16 protein-coding genes are annotated in these 19,487 nt (G+C 63.1%); 9 read left to right on the forward strand and 7 right to left on the reverse strand.

The window, feature by feature from the left end; genetic code table 11:
- Positions 1-134: 134 nt before the first annotated feature.
- Positions 135-1,967 carry a hypothetical protein gene (locus EN808_RS01280; RefSeq protein ID WP_245511771.1) on the forward strand — a complete coding sequence of 611 codons (1,833 nt, stop codon included), beginning with the start codon at positions 135-137 and terminating at the stop codon, positions 1,965-1,967.
- Positions 1,968-2,032: 65 nt separating this feature from the next.
- On the opposite strand, the gene amrB is transcribed toward EN808_RS01280, so the two are convergent.
- The 5 genes from amrB to EN808_RS01310 form a co-directional block, all read right to left on the reverse strand.
- Positions 2,033-3,751 (reverse strand): AmmeMemoRadiSam system protein B, encoded by a 1,719-nt coding sequence (amrB, locus tag EN808_RS01285; RefSeq protein ID WP_127872350.1) that lies wholly within the window; start codon positions 3,749-3,751, stop codon positions 2,033-2,035.
- Positions 3,752-3,906: 155 nt separating this feature from the next.
- Positions 3,907-6,924, reverse strand: coding sequence for a caspase family protein (locus tag EN808_RS01295; protein ID WP_245511770.1), 3,018 nt, complete (start codon positions 6,922-6,924; stop codon positions 3,907-3,909).
- Between the two features lie 11 nt (positions 6,925-6,935).
- Entirely contained in the window at positions 6,936-7,643 is a 708-nt protein-coding gene (locus tag EN808_RS01300; RefSeq protein WP_127281257.1) for a hypothetical protein, read from the reverse strand.
- Positions 7,640-8,020: a hypothetical protein gene (locus tag EN808_RS01305; protein ID WP_127872351.1), complete on the reverse strand. Its 381-nt coding sequence runs from the start codon at positions 8,018-8,020 to the stop codon at positions 7,640-7,642. Before EN808_RS01305 ends, EN808_RS01300 begins: the two co-directional genes overlap by 4 nt.
- A gap of 114 nt (positions 8,021-8,134) precedes the next feature.
- On the reverse strand, positions 8,135-10,336 hold the full coding sequence (locus EN808_RS01310; RefSeq protein ID WP_135914976.1) for a caspase family protein: 2,202 nt from the start codon (positions 10,334-10,336) through the stop codon (positions 8,135-8,137).
- Between the two features lie 243 nt (positions 10,337-10,579).
- Here EN808_RS01310 and EN808_RS01315 point away from each other — a divergent pair, with 243 nt between their 5' ends.
- The gene (locus EN808_RS01315) at positions 10,580-10,984 is read left to right on the forward strand and encodes a Fur family transcriptional regulator (RefSeq protein ID WP_127277494.1); all 405 of its coding nucleotides are present in this window, start codon (positions 10,580-10,582) and stop codon (positions 10,982-10,984) included.
- A gap of 7 nt (positions 10,985-10,991) precedes the next feature.
- Here EN808_RS01315 and polA read toward each other — a convergent pair whose 3' ends face one another.
- Positions 10,992-13,946, reverse strand: a complete 2,955-nt coding sequence (gene polA, locus EN808_RS01320; protein WP_189524055.1) for a DNA polymerase I — start codon at positions 13,944-13,946, stop codon at positions 10,992-10,994.
- 431 nt (positions 13,947-14,377) lie between these two features.
- Here polA and EN808_RS01325 point away from each other — a divergent pair, with 431 nt between their 5' ends.
- The 6 genes from EN808_RS01325 to EN808_RS01350 all read left to right on the forward strand — a co-directional run bounded on the left by EN808_RS01325 (position 14,378) and on the right by EN808_RS01350 (position 18,539).
- Complete coding sequence (locus EN808_RS01325) at positions 14,378-15,769, forward strand: M20/M25/M40 family metallo-hydrolase (protein WP_189522174.1); 1,392 nt, start codon at positions 14,378-14,380, stop codon at positions 15,767-15,769.
- A 150-nt stretch (positions 15,770-15,919) separates the two neighbouring features.
- On the forward strand, positions 15,920-16,540 hold the full coding sequence (locus EN808_RS01330; RefSeq protein WP_127277487.1) for a ribonuclease D: 621 nt from the start codon (positions 15,920-15,922) through the stop codon (positions 16,538-16,540).
- A gap of 12 nt (positions 16,541-16,552) precedes the next feature.
- On the forward strand, positions 16,553-16,756 hold the full coding sequence (locus tag EN808_RS01335; RefSeq protein WP_135881418.1) for a hypothetical protein: 204 nt from the start codon (positions 16,553-16,555) through the stop codon (positions 16,754-16,756).
- Positions 16,757-16,866: 110 nt separating this feature from the next.
- The gene (locus EN808_RS01340; RefSeq protein ID WP_127277483.1) at positions 16,867-17,121 is read left to right on the forward strand and encodes a GlsB/YeaQ/YmgE family stress response membrane protein; all 255 of its coding nucleotides are present in this window, start codon (positions 16,867-16,869) and stop codon (positions 17,119-17,121) included.
- A gap of 25 nt (positions 17,122-17,146) precedes the next feature.
- Positions 17,147-17,293 carry a hypothetical protein gene (locus tag EN808_RS01345; protein WP_135914977.1) on the forward strand — a complete coding sequence of 49 codons (147 nt, stop codon included), beginning with the start codon at positions 17,147-17,149 and terminating at the stop codon, positions 17,291-17,293.
- Positions 17,294-17,531: 238 nt separating this feature from the next.
- Positions 17,532-18,539 carry a hypothetical protein gene (locus tag EN808_RS01350; RefSeq protein ID WP_135914978.1) on the forward strand — a complete coding sequence of 336 codons (1,008 nt, stop codon included), beginning with the start codon at positions 17,532-17,534 and terminating at the stop codon, positions 18,537-18,539.
- A gap of 42 nt (positions 18,540-18,581) precedes the next feature.
- On the opposite strand, the gene EN808_RS01355 is transcribed toward EN808_RS01350, so the two are convergent.
- Positions 18,582-19,121: an inorganic diphosphatase gene (locus EN808_RS01355; RefSeq protein ID WP_135914979.1), complete on the reverse strand. Its 540-nt coding sequence runs from the start codon at positions 19,119-19,121 to the stop codon at positions 18,582-18,584.
- A 91-nt stretch (positions 19,122-19,212) separates the two neighbouring features.
- Between EN808_RS01355 and EN808_RS01360 the strand changes: the two genes are divergently transcribed.
- Positions 19,213-19,422 (forward strand): hypothetical protein, encoded by a 210-nt coding sequence (locus EN808_RS01360; RefSeq protein ID WP_127277475.1) that lies wholly within the window; start codon positions 19,213-19,215, stop codon positions 19,420-19,422.
- The last annotated feature ends 65 nt before the right edge of the window (positions 19,423-19,487 follow it).

Raw genomic sequence — 19,487 nt, forward strand, 5'->3', positions numbered from 1 at the left:
GCCGCCGGTTTTCTATGCGATGGCGTGCACGGTCGGAGCCGTCACTTGCGCCAGCCCACCGCCACGATTACGCTTGGTCATCCAAGGGGTTGGGCGTTGAGGGGTGGGATATGGCAAGGCCAGGAATCTTCGCAATGAGGGCAATGGCTGCCGCTCCCCTGCTGGCGGCGTTGATGTTGTCGGCATCTCTTACCGGACAGGCCTTCGCCAACGGAGGCAGTTCGCAGCCAGCCGGCGCCTGGGCGGAGCGCGTGCAGGTCCTCTATCAGAGCCGGACGCGTTCGGTGCTGCGCAGGATGGTGCGGGTGTGGGATTTCCAACCGGAAAAAAATCTCGACTTCACCTGGGAGCCGGCCGCTGGCCAGTCTCCCGATCGGACGATCGCCGAAGACGGCACCGTCAACGGCAAGGGCCGCCTGGTCTGGCGCGTGCGCGGCTCTGCGAACTATGACCCGAAGACCGTCTATTCCAGTTATTTTGGCTCCGTCAGGAACGGCCGGCTGGATGGGCAAGGGCGGCTCGAGCTTCGTTCGGGCGAGGTCTTCGACGGGCTGTGGCTTGAGGGAGAATTCAACGGAAAGGGCATCCATATCGATGCCGAGGGCAACCGCTATGAAGGCCAGTTCGTCGCTGGCGTCGCGAATGGCGAAGGCCGGCTCATGTCGAAGACCGGCGAAATATTCGCCGGCTCCTTTGTCGACGGATTGAAGAACGGCAAGGGTCGGACCCGGCTCGCCGGCGGCACGGTCTATCAATCGCAATGGGTGATGGGCAAGGAGGTCGGCAGCTCGCGTCCAGACGTGCTGGCCGATGCCCGGGTCGGCGGCCTTTTGAAGGCGCAGACCGGCGGCGGCGACGCCGACAAGGTCGAGATCGGGGTCGTGGTGGATCAACGTATGACGCAGCAATCCGACATGCAGTACCAGCACCTGGTGCGCGACGAGGACATCGCGATCTATCCGCAGGCGGATGAGGACAATGACAGCTGGAACGGCACCGGGCAGGTTACGACCAGCAATGTCTTTGGCCGCAAGGACTGGGACGAAGCGCCGGCCTTCGCCGAGGTCGACCTCAAAACGACGGACCAATCCAAAGTCAGGCTCGACCGCCTGGAAATGAAGGTCGCCTCGAGCGATGCCTACCGCAAGCCGATGCTGTCGATATCGGAGCATTTCGGCTGTGTCGGCTTCCGGCCGGATTTCTCGATCATCAACAATGGCTGGGGCGACGCCAAGGACATGAAAATGTCCATCCAGTTCACGACCGTGGACGAGGATGGCAATCCCAGCGGCCAGCCAAGCCGTATGTTCAGCAAGGACATTGGCAGTTTCGGCGAGGGCGTCGACGTGTCGATCAAGAGCGTGCTCACTGAAGCCGGCGTCGACACCGCCAGCCTGGAGACGGGGCGGTTTCCCTGTCCGTCGGTGGACAGTCTCAATGTCTGCCGCAGTCAGTTGGCCAACAAGATCAAGTTCGGCGAGGTCGCCGACTATCTCGGCAATATGCAGCAGGCGATGACACTGAATGCGATCGGCAAGCTCGATTATTCCTGGACAGATGACGAAGGTCATATCAATCAGAACAGCGAGCCGTTTCGCACCTCGGTGACCGTGGCGGTTTTCGAGACCCCGGAATCGATGGCCGAATGCGGCGATGGCGGTGGCGGCACACCGGAAGCGATGCGCTACCAGAACATCGAGTTTCCAATCGGCAAGCACGACTACACGATCGCCATGCCGGTGCGCGGCAACAAGAACATCAGCGCCTATACGGCGCGGCTGAAGATGTGGTCGTCGATGTCGTCCATCCACAACTTCAGCATCGCCGCGCATTTCGCCGATGGCAGCGTTCGCGAGAGCAAGCCGGTGACCTTCTTCTATTTCAAGCCAAAGCGGTCGCTGTTCGAGACCAAGACCGAGCCGGCGGCGTGTTATCTGCCACGCGACATGGTCGGCTGCAGCGGTTAGGACGTATCGATATTCAGGTGATGCCGGCCCGATCTTAAGCCTGGCGCATCCTGATCCAGGAACGGCTATTTGCGGCCCATCTCGAAATAGTTGGGCAGGGGAATGAGCCGGGCGAAGATCGTGCCCTGGGGAAAGACGCGCAGTTCCAGCATCGATCCGGACGAGCGTTCCGCCTTCTGGTCAAATAGGAAATTGCCGAGCGAATAGACTTCAGCCACATCGCCGCCGCCGAGCGGCACGATTGCCTCGCTCGACACATGCGGATGGCCGCCGACGATGGCCGACACACCGCGCAGCCGCATCTGGTCGGCGAGCATCTCTTCGCGCGCCGACGGCTCGGTCTTGTATTCGCGGCCCCAATGGACGAAGGCGACCACCGGGCGTTCGGCATTTTCGTGCAGCAGGCGGTCGAGCAAGGCAGGGGTGAGCAGGTCGGTGTTCTTCGAGCCGTTGGTGTCGATGTCGGTCAGGCCGACCAGGTCGAGATCGGCGAGCGCCAGCGTCTCGCCCTGGGCGACATGGGGGATGCCGGCTTCGTCCAGCGCCTGCAGCGTCTCGGCATAGCCGGACGGGCCGAGATCGTAGGCATGGTTGTTGGCGAGGCTCACGCCGGCGACATGCAGCCGCTTCAGCATGTCGACAGCGAGGCCCTCCGGCATCGCCAGCGTCATATCGTCGATCGCCTCCGGCACGTTGGGCAGGATGACGCCTTCGAGATTGACGATCAGCGGCCGCGAGTTGGTCAGCGACAGGATGCTGTCGACGATGCGGTCGGCAACACCGTCGCGGACCAAAATCTTCTTCATGGCGCGGCCGAAATTCACGTCGCCGGCGAGATAATAGATTTTGTCCTTGGGCCGTGTGGGGTTGTTGAAGTCGGGGCCGAAAGCGCCGAACAGCGCCACCACATAGCTGGTGGTGCGCTCGACATAATCCGATGTGTGTTCCTGCGAGTTCTCATTGGCGACGACCAGCGGCAGGGCGCCGAACAATTCGCGCTGCAGCCTGGTCTGGATGTAGAGCGCGCCGACCGAATCGGCATGATCGGGCTGGCGCAGTGCCGCGATGCCGTCGAGCGAGCTGGCGGCCAGCATGTTGAGCGACTGCTGGTCGAAACGGCGTGCCTCATGCTGCGGCAGATAGTGCGAGAAGTCGGTGGATTCGACGATCAGCGTGTCGTGGTCGACAATTGTCTTAAGTGCCTCGGCAAGCCTGTCCCAGTCGCGGCGCCGCGCCTTCACCGACATCGCCACCGGCACGATTTTCGCCTCGGGGAAATAGTGGTGCAGGAAAGGCAGCATGGCACGTACGCCATGCTCCTTGTCGAACAGGCAGGACTCCTCGACCATGTCGCTGTTCTTCTCCAGAAGCCGCACGGCATCGGTGTCGGCCTTGACCGGACCAAGCACGGTATCGAAGCCGCGCGCCGTGGTGGCGTAGAGCTTGTGCGTCTTGTGGAAATGGTCCGGCGACAGGATGACGATGCGTTTGTAGCGGAAGCCCGAGGCGGCATGAAAACCCAGCGCCACCAGGTCGGCGGCCAGGAGATGATGCGGCACGGTGATGCCGGTCAGTCGCTGATTGGATGGCTGGACCTCGGCCGCGCTGGCGATGGCATTCTCGAACAGCTTGGCGTCGTCGTAGAAGGGCGGGAAGTTTGAGCTGCCGGACGGGCAGATGACGGGTGCGGTGAAGGCGGGCAGGGGGAGGAGGGTGAACAGGAGGGCTGCCAAGATCTGCAAAATGTCGGCGCCCAGTCGGCCCCCCTCTGTCCTGCCGGACATCTCCCCCTCAAGGGGGGAGATTGGCAGCTTCATTGGCGGCGCTCTCTTTCTCAACGTCAGGGATTGGCGAAAGCCAGGAAACAGCTGATCTCCACCCTTGAGGGGGAGGTGTCCGGCAGGACAGAGGGGGGTCCCTTGGCGCCGACGTTTGATGGTCACGGCTCGGCCAGCACGATGTTTTCCACGCCGCCGACATAATAGAACGGCTTCTGCTTCGAAGCGGTCAGCCGCACCACCTCGTGCGAAATGAAATCGGCCAGCCCGAACAGCGTGACGCCGCCATCCGGGGTTCTCGCCTTGCCGCGCAGGCCCTCGAGGATCGAATAGGTGAAGACGCCGTGGCCGAGTTCGGGCAATTCGGCGGCGGTGTTGTTGGCGGCGGTGGCCGAGAAGACGACGATGCGCGCGTCCTGCGCATCCTTTTCCAGCCGCGGATTGAAGGCGTTGGCGGCGTGGCAGGTGTCGAGCAGCATGAAGCGCATGCCTTTGGCCCGCTCGACCGATTTCTGGATGTCGGACCAATCCACCAGCGAAGAGCGCTTCCAGCGCTCGGCGTCCTGTTTGCGGCCATCGGTCGGGATGAAATAGTAATCCTCGTCGATGTTGATGCCGTGGCCGGCTACGAAGATGATGGTGGTGTCGTGCTCGCCAGGCCGGTCGAGGAAATCGGCGAGCTGGTCATCGATCGTGTGCGAGTCCGGTTCCATGATGCTGCCGGCACTGGCGACGGTGTAGGTCTGCTGCGCCTTGTCGGGGCTCTCGTCGAGCGCTTGGCGGTTGACCAGCACCAGCGATTCCATCGACGAGAACAGCGGCGCCGACTTCTGCGCAACCACCTTGAGAAACTCGGTGGCATCGTCGACGGGGTAGCGCAGGTCGCAGGCGTGGCCGGAACAGGCATCGGTCAGGAACGGGTATTTGTCGACACCGATGACCGCGACATAGAGCTTGCCCTTGGCTTGGGCCTTCTCGGCCTTCCTTGCCAGCGTCGTCACGCTGCGCTCGGTCAGATAGCCGTATTCATTGGTGCCGGTGATGCGAATGGTGTTTTGGCCATCCTCGACCGGAACCTCGACGATGGTGTTGTTGCCGTCCACCGAGCGGGCGGTGACGTCGCCGACATTGCGGCTGTTCGAAAGGATCGAGAAGCCGGCGGCATCAGCGCCAGCCTCCCTGGCGCCCGTGATTTCGACCGCGACGTAGCCGTCTCGCACCTTGCTCTGATCGCCGGCGAGGCGGATGCCGAACTCCGGCGGCTTGCGCTGGAGAAGCTTCTGCAACTCGTCGTCGACGCCGGGCCGCATCTCCTTGACCGCCTGCCTGGCGCTGCGCAGGATGATGGCGCGGCGCACCATTTCCGGGCTCCAGAGGTATTTCTTCAGCTGGCCGGCGCGGATGAAGCGGCCTTCATGGTCGCGACCCTGGTTGACGTGCCAGCCGATCAGCTTGTCGCCCTCGTCGGAGGAATAGTAATAGCCCTGCGGCATCCAGGCGATCCATTGCGACCCGGCAAAAAACATCGACACGATCAGTTCGTGCGTCTTCAGGTTCCAGAGCCGGAGCGTCTGGTCGGCACTGCCGGTGACCAGCAGGCTGGCCTTTTCGGAGGCGACCATAGCGTTGACCTCGCCGGTGTGGCCGGTGAATTCACCTGATACCCTGGCGGTCGCGGATTTGTACTCCAGCAGCGTGCCGTCATTGCCGCCGGTGATCAGGCCAAGCCCGTTGTCGATCAGCGTGAAGGCGGAATGGGCAAAGCCGTTGGTGGCGTCGTTCTCGATCGTGCGCACGACCTTACCGCCATTGGCGATTTCCAGCACTGCGTTTTCCAGCGCGTCCTTGCCGCCGACCGTGGCGTGCAGCGACCACTGGCCGCTGGTCAGTGTGGCGCGGGCAAACGAGTTTTGCTCCGTCAGCAGCTGGGGGTCGTCGAAGAACCGCTCGGCGGTCGGCAGTTCCAGCTTCTTTTCCAGCGCGCCCATTTGTTCCGGGCAGGCGACGCGCTCGGGGCAGGGGTTGGCATCGCCCCAGCCGATGATGCCGTTCGCCGCGTCGATGCCGACCGCGGTCACCGGCTCCCCCGATCCTTGCAGCAGGGCCTTGCGTTCACCCGTCGCCGGGTCCCAGACCTGGATGGCGTTGCGGGTACCGCCGGCCGTCGCCACCAGCGACCCGTCGGCATTGGCGGCGCTGGCGTAGACTGTGCCGTCATGGCCGGCATAGTCGAGCAGCTTGTCTCCAGTGTCGGTGTTCCAGACGATGGAGCGGTGCTTGTTGGCGCAGCGGTAGCCGCAGGAAGCGATCAGACGTGACCCCTTGGCGAAGGTCAGCGAACCGATGAGGAAATCCTGCTTCGGCATGGCGCGCACCAGAGTGCCGTCAGCCGCACGCCAGATTTGGACCTGCCCGTCCTTGCTGCCGGTGCCAAACTGGCTGCCGTCCTGCGAAACGGCCAGCGCCATGACGCTGACGTCCCGCAGCTGCTCCGCTTCGGCCGGTAAGGCGATCTGCTCGCCCTTCGTGATGTCCCAGAGCCGGATGCCATTGTCCGTCGTTGTCGCCGCCAGTCGGGTTCCCACCGCGGCGAAAGCCAGTTTGTCGATATGCCAGGAATCGGCGTCGAGCTTTTTGTCCAGCGTCCATCCGGCCGTGGATTTGTCGTCCAGCCTCCAGAGATAGACGACGCCATCGGCGCCACCGCCGGCCAGCATCTTTCCATCGGGAGAGAAGGCAAGGTCATAGGTCGCGTAGTCGGCTGCCTTGAGTACGGCCTTCATCTTGCCGGTGGCGAAGTCGAACAGCCTGATGTCGCCATAGGGCGGCCTGTCGCCGAGACCAGCGCCGAAATAGCCGCCGGCGGCGATCGTCTTGCCGTCCGGCGAGACCGCGACCGCGAAGATCTTGCCGTCGTTGCCGTTGCCGAGATAGCCACGGATGGTGCGCAGGCTGACGCCGTTTTGCCAGTCCCAGATACGGATGGTCTTGTCGTCGGAGGCCGAGACGAGGTTCTCGCCATCGGGCGTGAAGGCGAGATCGGTGACCCGCGCGCTGTGGCCGCCAGTGTCGAGATCGAGGTGGAAATCCGGGGCGTCCTCGGCACGGGCGACCGACGCGGCGACCAAGGCTCCAGCCATGGCGAGCCAGCGGAAGGCACGCATGAGGCGGAGGCTCATCCTTGTCATCGTTATTTGGCTTCAGCCGACGGTCGCCCGCTGCGCACATAGGCTTCGATCGCCGTGGCGAAAGTGGGGGAGCCGGCCTTGCGCTGTTTGTCGACATAGCCGGCAAAGTAACTCCAGAAGGAGACGGCATAGTCGCGGAAATAGGCGTCGGTCACCTTGCGCGAACACAGGTCGCCATCGACGCAGAAGGACAGCCGGTTGAGGAAATAGACGATGCGGTCGAAATTCTCGCCGAAGTCGGCGAGCGGCATGTCGCCACCGGAAGCGCTCATCGCCTCGATGCCGATACGTTGCCGGAATACCTGCTCCTCGGTCGGCGAAGGGTTGGCGCTGAGCAGATTGTCGTATTTGGAATTGAGGGCCGCGAGGCGATCCTTGAGCGCTCGTTGCGCCTGCTGATAATCCTTTGTCTCCCAAAGCTCGACCAGGGACATGGTCTGCTCCACGCGCTTCTGCTCCTGATTGGCCAGGAACTGATAGACCGAGAATGCCAAGGTGAAGATGATGGCGAAGCGCACCAGCATGCCCGACCAGGCATAGACCAGCATGCGCCAGTCGCGGTCGGTGAAGGGGTTGCTTTCCTTCTTGATCTCATGGCTGCTCGGCCACGGGAAGCCTTCGGTGGTTTCCGGCAGCGCCTGCTTCGCAGCCGCGTCCTTTGCCGGTGTCACTGCTGCTGCCTGCTTCGTCGTGCCCCCCGGCTTCTTCATTTGCAGCTATCCAGTTCGATGGTGGCGGAGGGATCGAGCACGACGCCCGGCGCTTCGAGCTGCTTCTTCAGGCACGCCAGTTGCGGGCGCGAGACAATGAACTGCACGTCCGGTTCCGCCGGGGCCTTGTTCGGCGACGGCAAGGCCTCGACGATGCCGCGCGAGGCGCAGCCCGAGAGATCGACGACGATCGCGTCGCTGCTGGCCTTGGCGATCTGGTCGTACTGGTCGAGAAAGCAGGTCGCCAGTTCCGAATTGATGACCACCTGCTTGGCGCAGAGGCCGCAGGCGTCCTGTGCCGACGCGTCGGCAACCAGCAGCAGGCCGGCGGCGATGCCGCCAACCGTGGCACTCCAGGAAAATAGGCTATAGCTCACGAACCACCCCATCCATTGCGCCGGCCGTGTCATCTCCCGACGCTGCGGCTAAAAGTTTTCACCCCATCGTGCCGGCAGTGCAAGGCCTGGCCATGAACACCCCCGCCTGGATTCTCAGGCGCGCGGCACCGTCTCCATCGGGAAGATCATCACCGCTCCCCTCGGGCCGCTCTTGTCGGCAAGCCGCATCACCGATCGGGTCGACGGCGCCACGCCGATATCGGCAAGCATGTCGGAGAAGCTGGCGGAGCCTATCCCGCGCGTCATCGACGCGACACCGTCCTGCGCCAGAAAGCTCAGATCCTCCTTTTCGCTTTCCGGCGGCGCCTCGGTCAGCACCGCGATCATCCGCTCCATGCCGAAGCTGGTGTCGGTGAAGGCGAGCAACCCTTCCTCGACGGTAGCCTGCGGGGCGAGGCGCTCGGCAACGATGTGAGTGATCGAATAATCGCTGCCGACATAGAGCACATTGATGTCGACCAGCTGGTCCGACCTGTTCTTCGCCAGCACATGCACCTCGTCGCCGGGCGAGACGCGTGGCACCACCGAGGCCTGCAACGGCTCCAGCCCGTCCTTGTCACGACGCTTGACCTGGAATTGCACGTCGACGTCCTCTGGCTTGTAGTCGGAGGCGGCCGCCAGCCTGGAAAGACCGGTGGCCCGGAAGATGGTGCGCAAATTCCTTACCGTCGCATCGACAAGCTTCTGGCGGTCGTCGGGGTGGATGATGATCAGCGGCGGCCTACCGCCATCCTTCAAGGTCACGTCGCCCGAAGCCGGCAGGAACCACAGGGCCGGCTTGTCGGTCGCGTTCCCGTCGGCGCCGGCAATGGCATTCTCGCGCATCACCGCGAAGCGAAGTTCGGCGCTCTTGCCCGGATCGACCAGTTCGATGTTGAAGCCGGTCTCCTTGGCCGCTGCAAGTTCGTCGAGAACCGAATTGACGAGTGCCGTTTCCGTCTCCAATCCCTTGGTCGCGGCCGGCCGTGCAACGGCGAGCATGTAGTCGACGGCGATCTCCGCCACCCGGGCATACGCATTGGCGGGGATATCGGCAACCTTGAGTGCGGGCTTCTTGTCGAAATCGACCGGCTTGACCCGGCTCTCCAGGTTCTTGGCCGATTCCACTTCGAGATAGCCGACGGCGTCGGATAGCGACGACAGCGCCGACGGCAGGATGGCGAGCTTGCTGCCCGGCGTGAGGCGATGCAGCAGGCCGGCGCCGATCGTCGCCTCGCCGTCCTTGACGATAATGGGCCATTGCATGACCGCATCCGTCTTGTCGGTGCCGAAGACGCGCGCGTCGAGTTCGCCTTCGAACAGCGGCGTCGGCCGGGTACGGCTGTCGGCCGAATATTGCTGCAGCACGGCCTGGCCAAGCTGGCGATAGGTGACATTGGGATTTTCGGCGAGCTTCGACAGGATGGTGAACGTGAAGAGGCCGAAGCGTGGCGCGTCGGCCGTGCCCTTGGGCAGCGGCATCTCCGGTGTCGTCTCGACTGTCTGCGCGGCATAGAAGGCGACCAGTTTGCCCTTGGTGATTGGCTCGCCGCCAGTCGGCGACAGGTTGAAGGCCGGCTTGCGCTGGCCATTCTCGTCGAGGCCGCGCGATGCGCTTGCGACGGTGTTCTCATACGCCTTGATGGCTGCCGCCCTGGCCGCCTCGTCGCCACCGACCAGGTCGGCGAATTCGACCTTGCGATCCAGCTCGTCATCGACATCGACGGCGCGGGTGGCGGTGCCGGAATGGCAGCAGTCGAACACCGCCCAGACGAAGGCGCCCTTGTCGCGGATGGCATCGAGCGCGTCGCCGATCTCATTGTCGACCAGCGCATTCGGCACGCCGGCATCCCTGTTGATCCACTTCTCGATGTCGACGGGCAGGAAAATTTCGTCGAGTCCGTCGGTCTCGTCGCCCTTGACCCTCTCGGGCTGCTGGGCGCCGTGGCCGGACAGATGCAGGTAGACAAAGTCGTCGCGCTGAACCTTGGCGCCGAGGTCGGCCAGTGCCGTCATGATCGCGGCATGGGTCGGCAAGCCCTTGGCGCCGGGCACGTCCTTGGCCAGCAGCGTGACGTTTTCCGGCGCGAATCGCACCGGATCGGGCACGTTCTTCAGCAGGTATTCGTGCACCAGGGCGGCATCGTTCTTCGGCCCGATAAGCCAGTTTCTCTGCGGCAAGGCCGGATATTCGGTGCAGGCGACGAGCAGCGCATGGTAGGTGCGCGACGCGGCCAACGCCCGGAACGAAATCGTGCCGGCAGCCATCAGCGCGGACGTGCCGACAAGCAGCGTTCGGCGTGTCAATTTGATCATATTGCTTCCCCAAGCCCGATCGAATTCCCAAGCGAAACCATCCTCGTCGAGGATTTTGGCAGTATTTTGAATGTCGCTCCGTCATCAAGCCTGCCATCACCAATGTGCCGGCATGTCATCGATCGGCTCGGGACAGCAACAGAAGAGTAGCAAAGAAGGCGGTTCGTCGCTATCTGAATGGGATCAGGCCGTTTGCGTGAGCAAACAGCCGTGGGATGGCGCAGGGCAGGCTGGAACAGAACCATGGCGGCAAGGGATGTGCTGACGAAAAACCAGTTGTGCGTGCTCGAGAAACTCGAGACCGCCAGCGGGCCGCTCAGCGCCTACACCTTGCTCGATCAGCTGCGCGAGCGCGGTTTTCGGGCGCCGCTACAAGTCTATCGGGCGCTCGACACGCTGGTGAAATCAGGCTTCGTGCATCGGCTGGAGAGCATCAACTCCTTCGTCGCTTGCGCCGAGCCGCACGACCACAGCCACTCGATGACCGCCTTCGCCATTTGCGACAGCTGCGGGCAAGTGACCGAAATGTCCGATCACGACGTCGACCACCGGCTGAACGAATGGGTCAACTCGACCGGCTTCGCCGCCAGGAAGGCGGTGATCGAATTTCGCGGGACCTGCGCGAAATGCCGCGCTGAGGCCGCCTAACGCAGCCTCAATGCGCCTCGTCCCAGTTGTTGGCGGCCCGCGCATCGACATGCAGCGGCACCGACATCGAGACCGCGGGCATCGCTGCGTTTTCCATGACGTGGCGTACGACCGGGATCGTCGCCTCGACTTCCGCCTCGACCGTCTCGAAGATCAGTTCGTCATGCACCTGCAAGAGCATGCGGGCGGACAGCTTGGCCTTGTCCAAGGCTTCCTCCATGCGGATCATGGCGCGGCGGATGATGTCGGCGGCGGTGCCTTGCAGGCGGGCGTTGATCGAGGCGCGCTCGTTGAACGCGCGCAGCGACGGGTTCGACGACCTGATGTCGGGATAGTGGATGCGGCGGCCGAAGATCGTTTCGACAAAGCCGTGCTCGCGGGCATAGGCCTTGGTCTCCTCGATATAGTCGCGGATGCCGGGAAAGCGCTCGAAATATTTCTTGATGTAAGCGCTTGCCTCCTCGCGCGGGATCGACAGCTGGTTGGCGAGGCCAAAGGCCGAGATGCCGTAGATAATGCCGAAATTGATCGCCTTGGCGCGGCGGCGCACTTCCGACGGCATGCCCTCCACGGGCACGTTGAACATTTCAGACGCGGTGATGGCGTGGATGTCCGCGCCATCCGCAAAGGCCTGCCGCAATTGCGGGATTTCGGCGACGTGGGCGAGCACGCGCAGTTCGATCTGGCTGTAGTCGGCTGACACCAGACGGTGGCTCTTGTCGGTGATGAAGGCTGTCCTGATCTTGCGCCCTTCAGCCGTGCGCACCGGAATGTTCTGCAGGTTGGGGTCGGAGGACGACAGACGGCCGGTCGTCGTCGCGGCCAGCGCGTAGGAGGTGTGGACCCGCTTGGTGTCGGGATTGACGAAGCCGGGCAGAGCATCGGTGTAGGTCGATTTCAGCTTGGTCAGCTGGCGCCAGTCGACGATCTTGCGCGGCAGTTCGTGACCTTCCGCGGCAAGGTCTTCGAGCAGTTGCGCCGAGGTCGACCACTGGCCGGTCTTGGTCTTGGAGCCGCCGGGCAGCCCCATGCGGCCGAACAGGATGTCGCCGAGCTGCTTGGGCGAGCCGATGTTGATGCGCTCGCCGATGAGCTGGTAGATTTCCTCTTCGAGCCGGGCCGCACCTTGCGCCAGCTCGCCCGACAGCCGGGACAGGATCTGCCGGTCGACCGAGATACCGCGCTGTTCCATGCGCGCCAGCACCGGCACCAGCGGCCGCTCCAGGCGTTCATAGACCGAGACCAGGCCCTTGGCGGCAAGCCGCGGCTTCAGCACCAGCCACAGCCGCAACGTCACATCGGCATCCTCGGCGGCGTGAGCGGTCGCCCTGTCGACGTCGACCTGGTCGAAACCGACAGAGCTCTTGCCGGAACCGGTCACGTCCTTGAGCTGAAGGGGGGCATGGCCAAGCCATTTGTCGGCAAGGGCATCCATGCCGTGGCCATGGGGGGTGCCGGCGTCGAGCACGTAGGAGATCAGCATGGTGTCGTCGAAGGGCGCGACATCGACGCCGTAGCGGCTCATGATGACCAGGTCATATTTCAGGTTCTGCGCGACCTTGAGGACCGATCTGTCCTCAAGCAGTGGTTTGAGCACCGCCAGCGCCTCGCGAAGCGGGATCTGGTTTTCGAGCATGCCGCCGCCGAGCAGGTCGCCATTGCCGCTCTTGTGGGCGAAGGGGATGTAGGCGGCGCGGCCGGGCGCCGTGGCCATTGCCATGCCGATCAGTTCGGCCTGCATCGGATCGGTCGAGGTGGCCCTGACGTCGAAGGCAGCGATACCGGCCTCCCGCGCCTCGGCCACCCAGGCTTTCAGCGTCGCGATATCGCGGATGCACTGATAGACCGAGGTATCGATCTTGGCGGTCGCCGCGCCCTCCAGCCGCAATGCGGCCAGAAGGGAAGGGGTGTCACCTTGTTTTGGCGTCTCCGTCTCGGCTTCAGCGGCCTGGCCAGGCTCGGTGCCCGCCCCGTTTCGGGCGACAGGCGGCATTCCGGCACCGACGTCGGGGCCATGTGCGTTGTCCGCGCGTTCGACGGTTACCGCGACGGCCTGGACGTCGCCGGCCTCCGTGCCGGTCGCTTCCGCCACGCGGCGGGTCAGCGAGGTGAATTCCATGGTCTTGAGGAAGCCGATCAGCTTCGGCCCGTCGGGAGCATGCAGCACGAAATCGTCCAGCCCCTCGGCCACCGGCACGTCGTTCTTCAGCGTCACCAGTTGGCGCGAAATGCGCGCCTTGTCGGCGTTGGCGATGATCGATTCCCGCCTTTTCTCCTGCTTGATCTCGCCGGCGCGGGCGAGCAATCCGTCGAGATCGCCGAACTGCTCGAGCAGTTGCGCCGCAGTCTTTGGTCCGATGCCGGGCACACCTGGCACATTGTCGACGGAGTCGCCGGTCAGCGCCTGCATGTCGATCATCTTTTCGGGCGGCACGCCCCATTTCTCGATGACTTCAGGGATGCCGATCTGGCGGTCCTTCATCGGGTCGTACATGCCGACAGTGTCGCCCACCAGCTGCATCAGGTCCTTGTCGGAGGAGATGATGGTGGTGTCGCCGCCGGCCTCGCAGGCCAGCCGACAGTAAGTGGCGATGAGATCGTCGGCCTCGAAGCCTTCCATCTCGACGCAAGGCAGGTTGAAAGCCCTGGTTGCCTGGCGGATCAGGCCGAATTGCGGGATCAGATCCTCGGGCGGCGCCGAACGGTTGGCCTTGTATTCGGGATAGAGGTCGTTGCGGAAGGTTTTCGAGGAATAATCGAAGATGACTGCGAAATGCGTCGGCACAATGCCCACATCGGTGTTGCGGGCATCCTGCATCAGCTTCCACAGCATGTTGCAGAAGCCGGAAACGGCACCGACCGGCAGGCCGTCGGACTTGCGGGTCAGCGGCGGCAGTGCGTGATAGGCCCGGAAGATGTAGCCAGAGCCGTCAATGAGGAAGAGATGATCGCCTTTTTTCATGCCGGCAGGGATAGCGCGGCGCGATGGCTTGGTCCATGCCAAAGACATCGCCAGACATAGGTTCCGTCAACACCCTGACAGATCGGGAACCCTGACAGATCGGGGTTATACAGGCCCGCTCACGGGTACGTTACAAAAGTGTAACGTTAACGCCCTTGAATCGCCATGTTCAGAGACCCAAATACACGTTATCGGCAGTTTTCGCCGAAGTCCGGAGCAAGGCCCGTCCCCCGCCTATACCGGACAACTGCGGCAGCCTATCCCCCCTCTCCGGGCTGCCGCATCGTTTCGAGTACAAGACCGCCGTGGTTCCCCCTCCACCACGGCGGTTTTTTTTGCCCGCGGCCGCCGTCGCGGGCCGTGGTCCAATTGTCCCGGGCTTTTCGTTTCGCCGCTCTGCCTTTACGGTTCCGGCACTGAATCGAAAGGCTATGCACATGTCCGCAGTTTCCCCTGTCCTCGACCGCCTCGACAAGAATCTCGATCAAAGCCTGGAACGGCTCTTCGGCCTGCTCGGGATCAAGTCGATCTCCACCGATCCAGCCTATGCCGCCGACTGCCGCAAGGCGGCGGAATGGCTGGTGGCGGAACTCAAGCTGATCGGCTTCGACGCCAGCGTGCGCGACACGCCTGGACACCCGATGGTGGTTGCGCATCATGACGGGCCGGCGGGCGCGCCGCATGTGCTGTTCTACGGCCATTACGACGTGCAGCCGGTCGACCCGATCGAACTGTGGGAAAACGACCCCTTCGCCCCCGCGATCAAGGAGATCGGACCTGGTCACAAGGTCATCACCGGGCGCGGCTCGGCCGACGACAAGGGCCAGCTGATGACCTTCGTCGAAGCCTGCCGTGCGTGGAAACAGGTGCACGGCAGTCTGCCGTGCCGCGTCACCATCCTGTTCGAAGGCGAGGAGGAATCCGGGTCGCCCTCGCTGAAGCCGTTCCTCGAGGCCAATGCCGAGGAACTCAAGGCCGACTTCGCGCTGGTCTGCGATACCAGCATGTGGGACCGAGACACGCCGTCGATCTGCGTCGGGCTGCGCGGTCTGGTCGGCGAGGAGATCACGGTGAAGGCCGCCGACCGCGACCTGCATTCGGGCCTCTATGGCGGGGCTGCAGCCAACCCGATCCGCATCCTGGCCAAGGTGTTGGCCGACATCCACGACAAGGACGGTCATATCACCATTCCGGGTTTTTATGACGGTGTCGAGGAAACGCCCTCGCAGGTGCTGAAATCATGGGAGACACTGGGCGAGACGGCCGAGACATTCCTCGGACCTGTCGGCCTGTCGATCCCGTCGGGCGAAAAAGGCCGCTCGGTGCTGGAACTGACCTGGGCACGGCCGACCGCCGAGTTCAACGGCATCATCGGCGGCTACACCGGCAAGGGGTTCAAGACTGTCATCGCGGCGGAAGCCTCGGCCAAGGTTTCGTTCCGCCTCGTTCACAAGCAGGATCCAAAGAAGATCCGCGCGGCTTTCCAGAAATTCGTCGAGGAGCGTATCCCGGCCGATTGTTCGGTCGAATTCCACGCCCATGGCGGTTCACCGGCAATCCAGCTTTCCTATGACTCGCCTTTCCTGGCCAAGGCCAAGATCGCGCTCTCGGACGAATGGCCAAAGCCCGCGGTGACGACCGGCAGCGGCGGCTCCATTCCGGTGGTGGGCGACTTCCAGACCTATCTCGGCATGGAATCGCTGCTGGTCGGCTTCGGCCTCGATGACGACCGCATCCATTCGCCCAACGAGAAATACGAGCTCAGCTCCTTCCACAAGGGGCAGCGCTCATGGGCGCGCATTCTGGATGCTCTGACACGGTAAGGCGGACAACCCTGGACAGCGGAAAAATCAACTTTCTGTTGATTTTTCCGCCGATCACGGCGAGGACGGGTCGACAGCGCAATGTGTTGGAGCGCGTGTGCGCTTCTTCGATGGAGGCGCGACGCCGAAGGCCGCGACCCGGAGAAGACGATGAGCGATATCCGCTTCCATAAAAACGATCTGCCTGACCTCTCACACTACAATGTCGCGGCGGTGGCCATCGATACGGAAACGCTCGGCCTCAACCCGCACCGCGATCGGCTCTGCGTGGTGCAGATTTCGCCTGGCGACGGCAGCGCCGATGTCATCCAGATCGCGCCGGGCCAGAAGAAGGCGCCGAACCTTGTCAGCCTGTTGAGAAACCGAACCATCACCAAGCTGTTCCACTACGGTCGCTTCGATCTCGCCGTGCTCTACAATGCGTTTGGCGTAATGCCCGAGCCGGTGTTCTGCACCAAGATCGCCTCGCGGCTGACGCGCACCTACACCGACCGGCACGGGCTGAAGGACATCTGCTTCGAGCTTCTCGGCGTAGGCTTGTCCAAGGCGCAGCAATCGTCGGATTGGGCGGCCGAAACGCTGTCGCCCGAGCAACTCGAATACGCCGCCTCGGACGTCCTCTATCTGCATCGGTTGCGCGACGTGCTGGCCGGGCGGCTGGCGCGCGAGGGGCGCACGAAGGAGGCGGACGCCTGTTTCCGCTTTCTGCCGACCCGGTCCAAGCTTGACCTGATGGGCTGGGCCGAAGAGGATATCTTCGCCCACAGCTGAAAAAGGGATGAGATGGCTGACAGAAAGCCGATATCGACCGCGCCGACCGACGGCTCCAAGGTCACCGTCACCTGGAAGGACAGCGACGGCGTCCTCAATGAATCCATAGCGCAATACCGCGACGGCGGCTGGTGGGTCTACACCGACAGCCACACCCAGAAGAAGGTCGAGCCGACCAGCTGGCGGCCCACTGCCGGCGACGACGACGACCAGTGAGCGCGTCGCTGGCTAGGCGGGGTGCTTTCGCATAGCCTGAAGCCGTTGATATCGGGGCCGATTCGGAGCCTTCCGCTCCGCGCTCGCCCTCTTGCTCGGAGGAAACCGCTATGGGTGTCGAAAGCCTTCTCGTCTTCATCATCATTGGTGCCATCGCCGGCTGGCTCGCCGGTCTCATCGTTTCGGGTTTCGGCTTCGGCCTGATCGGCAACATCATCATTGGCATCGTCGGCGCGTTCATCGCCGGCTGGCTATTCCCACGGATCGGCTTCTCGATCGGCGGCGGCATCATCGCCTCCATCATCCACGCCACGATCGGCGCCATCATCCTGTTGGTTCTGGTCAAGGTCCTGAAACGAGCCTGAGGCTCGGCACGACAAAGGGCGCGCCATGAAGCAGAACACACTTTATCTCATCATTGGCGCGCTCATCGTCGTGGTCATCGCGCTGGGCGTCTACGTCTACCGCGAGCAGACCAGGCCGAAAGGCGTCGAACTCAAGATCGACGACAAGGGCATTTCGATCCAGCAGAACTGAGCCTGCCGCCGATTGGGCGGCGACATCAACCATATGGCGGATCGGGCACCAGCGTCAGCGCAAAGGCGGCGGATATCCAACCGATATGGCCTGGAACCCCTGCATTGCGCTTGACCGTCGAGCGCGCGATCGGGCTTAGTCGGCGACATCAAAGCGGGGCAGACAGTCGTCAATGGACAGCGAGCAGTTGGACGGTTCTCGATCCCTTCCAGCGTTCGATCCGCTGGGCGGGTCGCAAATGATCCCGGGGATCGCTTTCAAGGCCAGCGCGGCGGTGAGGGCGGCGCTTTCGGCGATCGGACGTACGGAGGACCTGCGCTTTTCACCGGACAATCGATTGCTGGCAATCGCCGGCTATGCGCGCAAGCGCCTGCTGGTGCTGCGCATCGACGTCGAGGCCGGATCGGATGGTCCCGATGTCACGATCCATGGTTTCATGGAGCTGACATCAGGCGACATGGGCGAAATCCATGGCCTGGATTTCATCGATGACCGCACCCTGGCGATTGGCAACCGCGATGGACTGGTCGCCATATTCAACCTGCCTCGAGAGCAGCCAGCCGGCCAGAGTCGCGAGATATCGGCCATTCGGCGGGTAAAGGGCCGGCGGCCTTGCAAACTGAATTCGCCGGGCTCGATTGCCGTCAGGCCGGAGTCGCGCGGCCGCGTCAGCCTGCTGGTCTGCAACAACTATACGCATCTGGTCACCCAGCATGTGGTCAACCGGTGGCTCGGCTATCGCACGACGAGCAACCAGCGGCTGCTCGAACGTGGTCTCGACATACCCGACGGCATTGCGCTCAGCCATGACGGAGACTGGATCGCCGTCAGCAGCCACGGCACCCAGGATGTAAAACTCTACCGCATGTCCTCCTCGCTTGGGCCTGACAGCGAACCCGCCGGCGTCCTGCAGCACGCCGGCTATCCGCACGGCGTGCGCTTTACAGCGGATGATCGGCACATCCTCGTCGCCGACGCGGGCAGCCGTATGGTGCATGTCTATGGCGGCGACGGCGATTGGAGGGGCCAGCGGGCACCCGCGGCCTCGGTGACCGTGCTCGACGAGGAGACCTTTCTGCGTGGCAGGGCCAGTGTCGAGGAAGGCGGCCCCAAGGGTCTCGACATCGACCGCTCGAACAGTGTCATTGCGGTCACTTGCGAGGAGCAGGCGCTGACCTTCTATCCGCTGGCGTCGATTATCGGGAAGACGAGGTCGGGGATCGAGCCGGGCGTGGCGCGCCGTTAAGCGCCTGATCGATCGGAACAACGCACCAGAAAATGGCCATGCTTACTTGCGCAGCTTGGCGGCAAAGGCCTTCATGCCCTTCTTGATTGCCCTGCGCGCTTCACCGGCATCTTGCCAGCCTTTGAACTTGATGGTTTTGCCGGTGCCAAGCACCGATGACAGAAAGAACTGTTCGATCTCGCGCCTGAGATGCTCGGGCACGCGGTCGGCGGCCACGGGCTCGTCCTCAGCGTCCTCCTTGTGAGGACAGAAGACGTAACGGTCGTTGCGCAGGGCCTCGCCGCCGTGATCCTTCTGCTTGACCCGCAGCGCACCCAAGAGGTTGCATTTGATGACGGTGCCGGGACCCGTGGCGGCCTGATGGATGACTAGCCCATCCAGGGGATCGCCATCGTCCCCCAATGTGGAGGGAATGAAACCCCAATCGTAGGGATAGGTCATTCCGACTGGTAAAGGGCGGACATAGCCGAATACCTGGATAGCCGGCTCATAGGCTACCTTGGCCGCGGCACCGCGCGGGGTTTCGATGACGACCCTGACTAGGCCCTTCGTCGTCGTCGGCAGCTTGAGGTAGTCGGGCATGAGGCGCCTCTGTCGCGTTCCGGGTTGATCCGGGATGGAACTCCAAGGCGCAATGAATGTTCCCAAGAGCAGGCCGAGGAGATTTCAGGGCATGACAAAAGCTTCTTTGCACTTGCTCAAGGGCGTGGGCTATCTGATCTCAACCCTGAGCGTTGTGCTGCTGGCCATCGTCAGTTGGTCGAGCGCTTCCAAAAGCCCGCTGCTGACCACATGTCTGCTTGTCGGCGCGGCGGCTTCGATTGCCGGCATGTTCTGCCGATGGCTGACCTATGAGATCGAAAAACGTAGGGAAGGCAAATAAGGCGCGCGTTGCGGCCAAGAGGTCCAGCAGAGGCTTCGCATCGCATAAGCCGGCTGTCATCCGGC

The sequence above is a fragment of the Mesorhizobium sp. M8A.F.Ca.ET.165.01.1.1 genome (genome assembly GCF_004792065.1).
GTDB lineage: Bacteria > Pseudomonadota > Alphaproteobacteria > Rhizobiales > Rhizobiaceae > Mesorhizobium.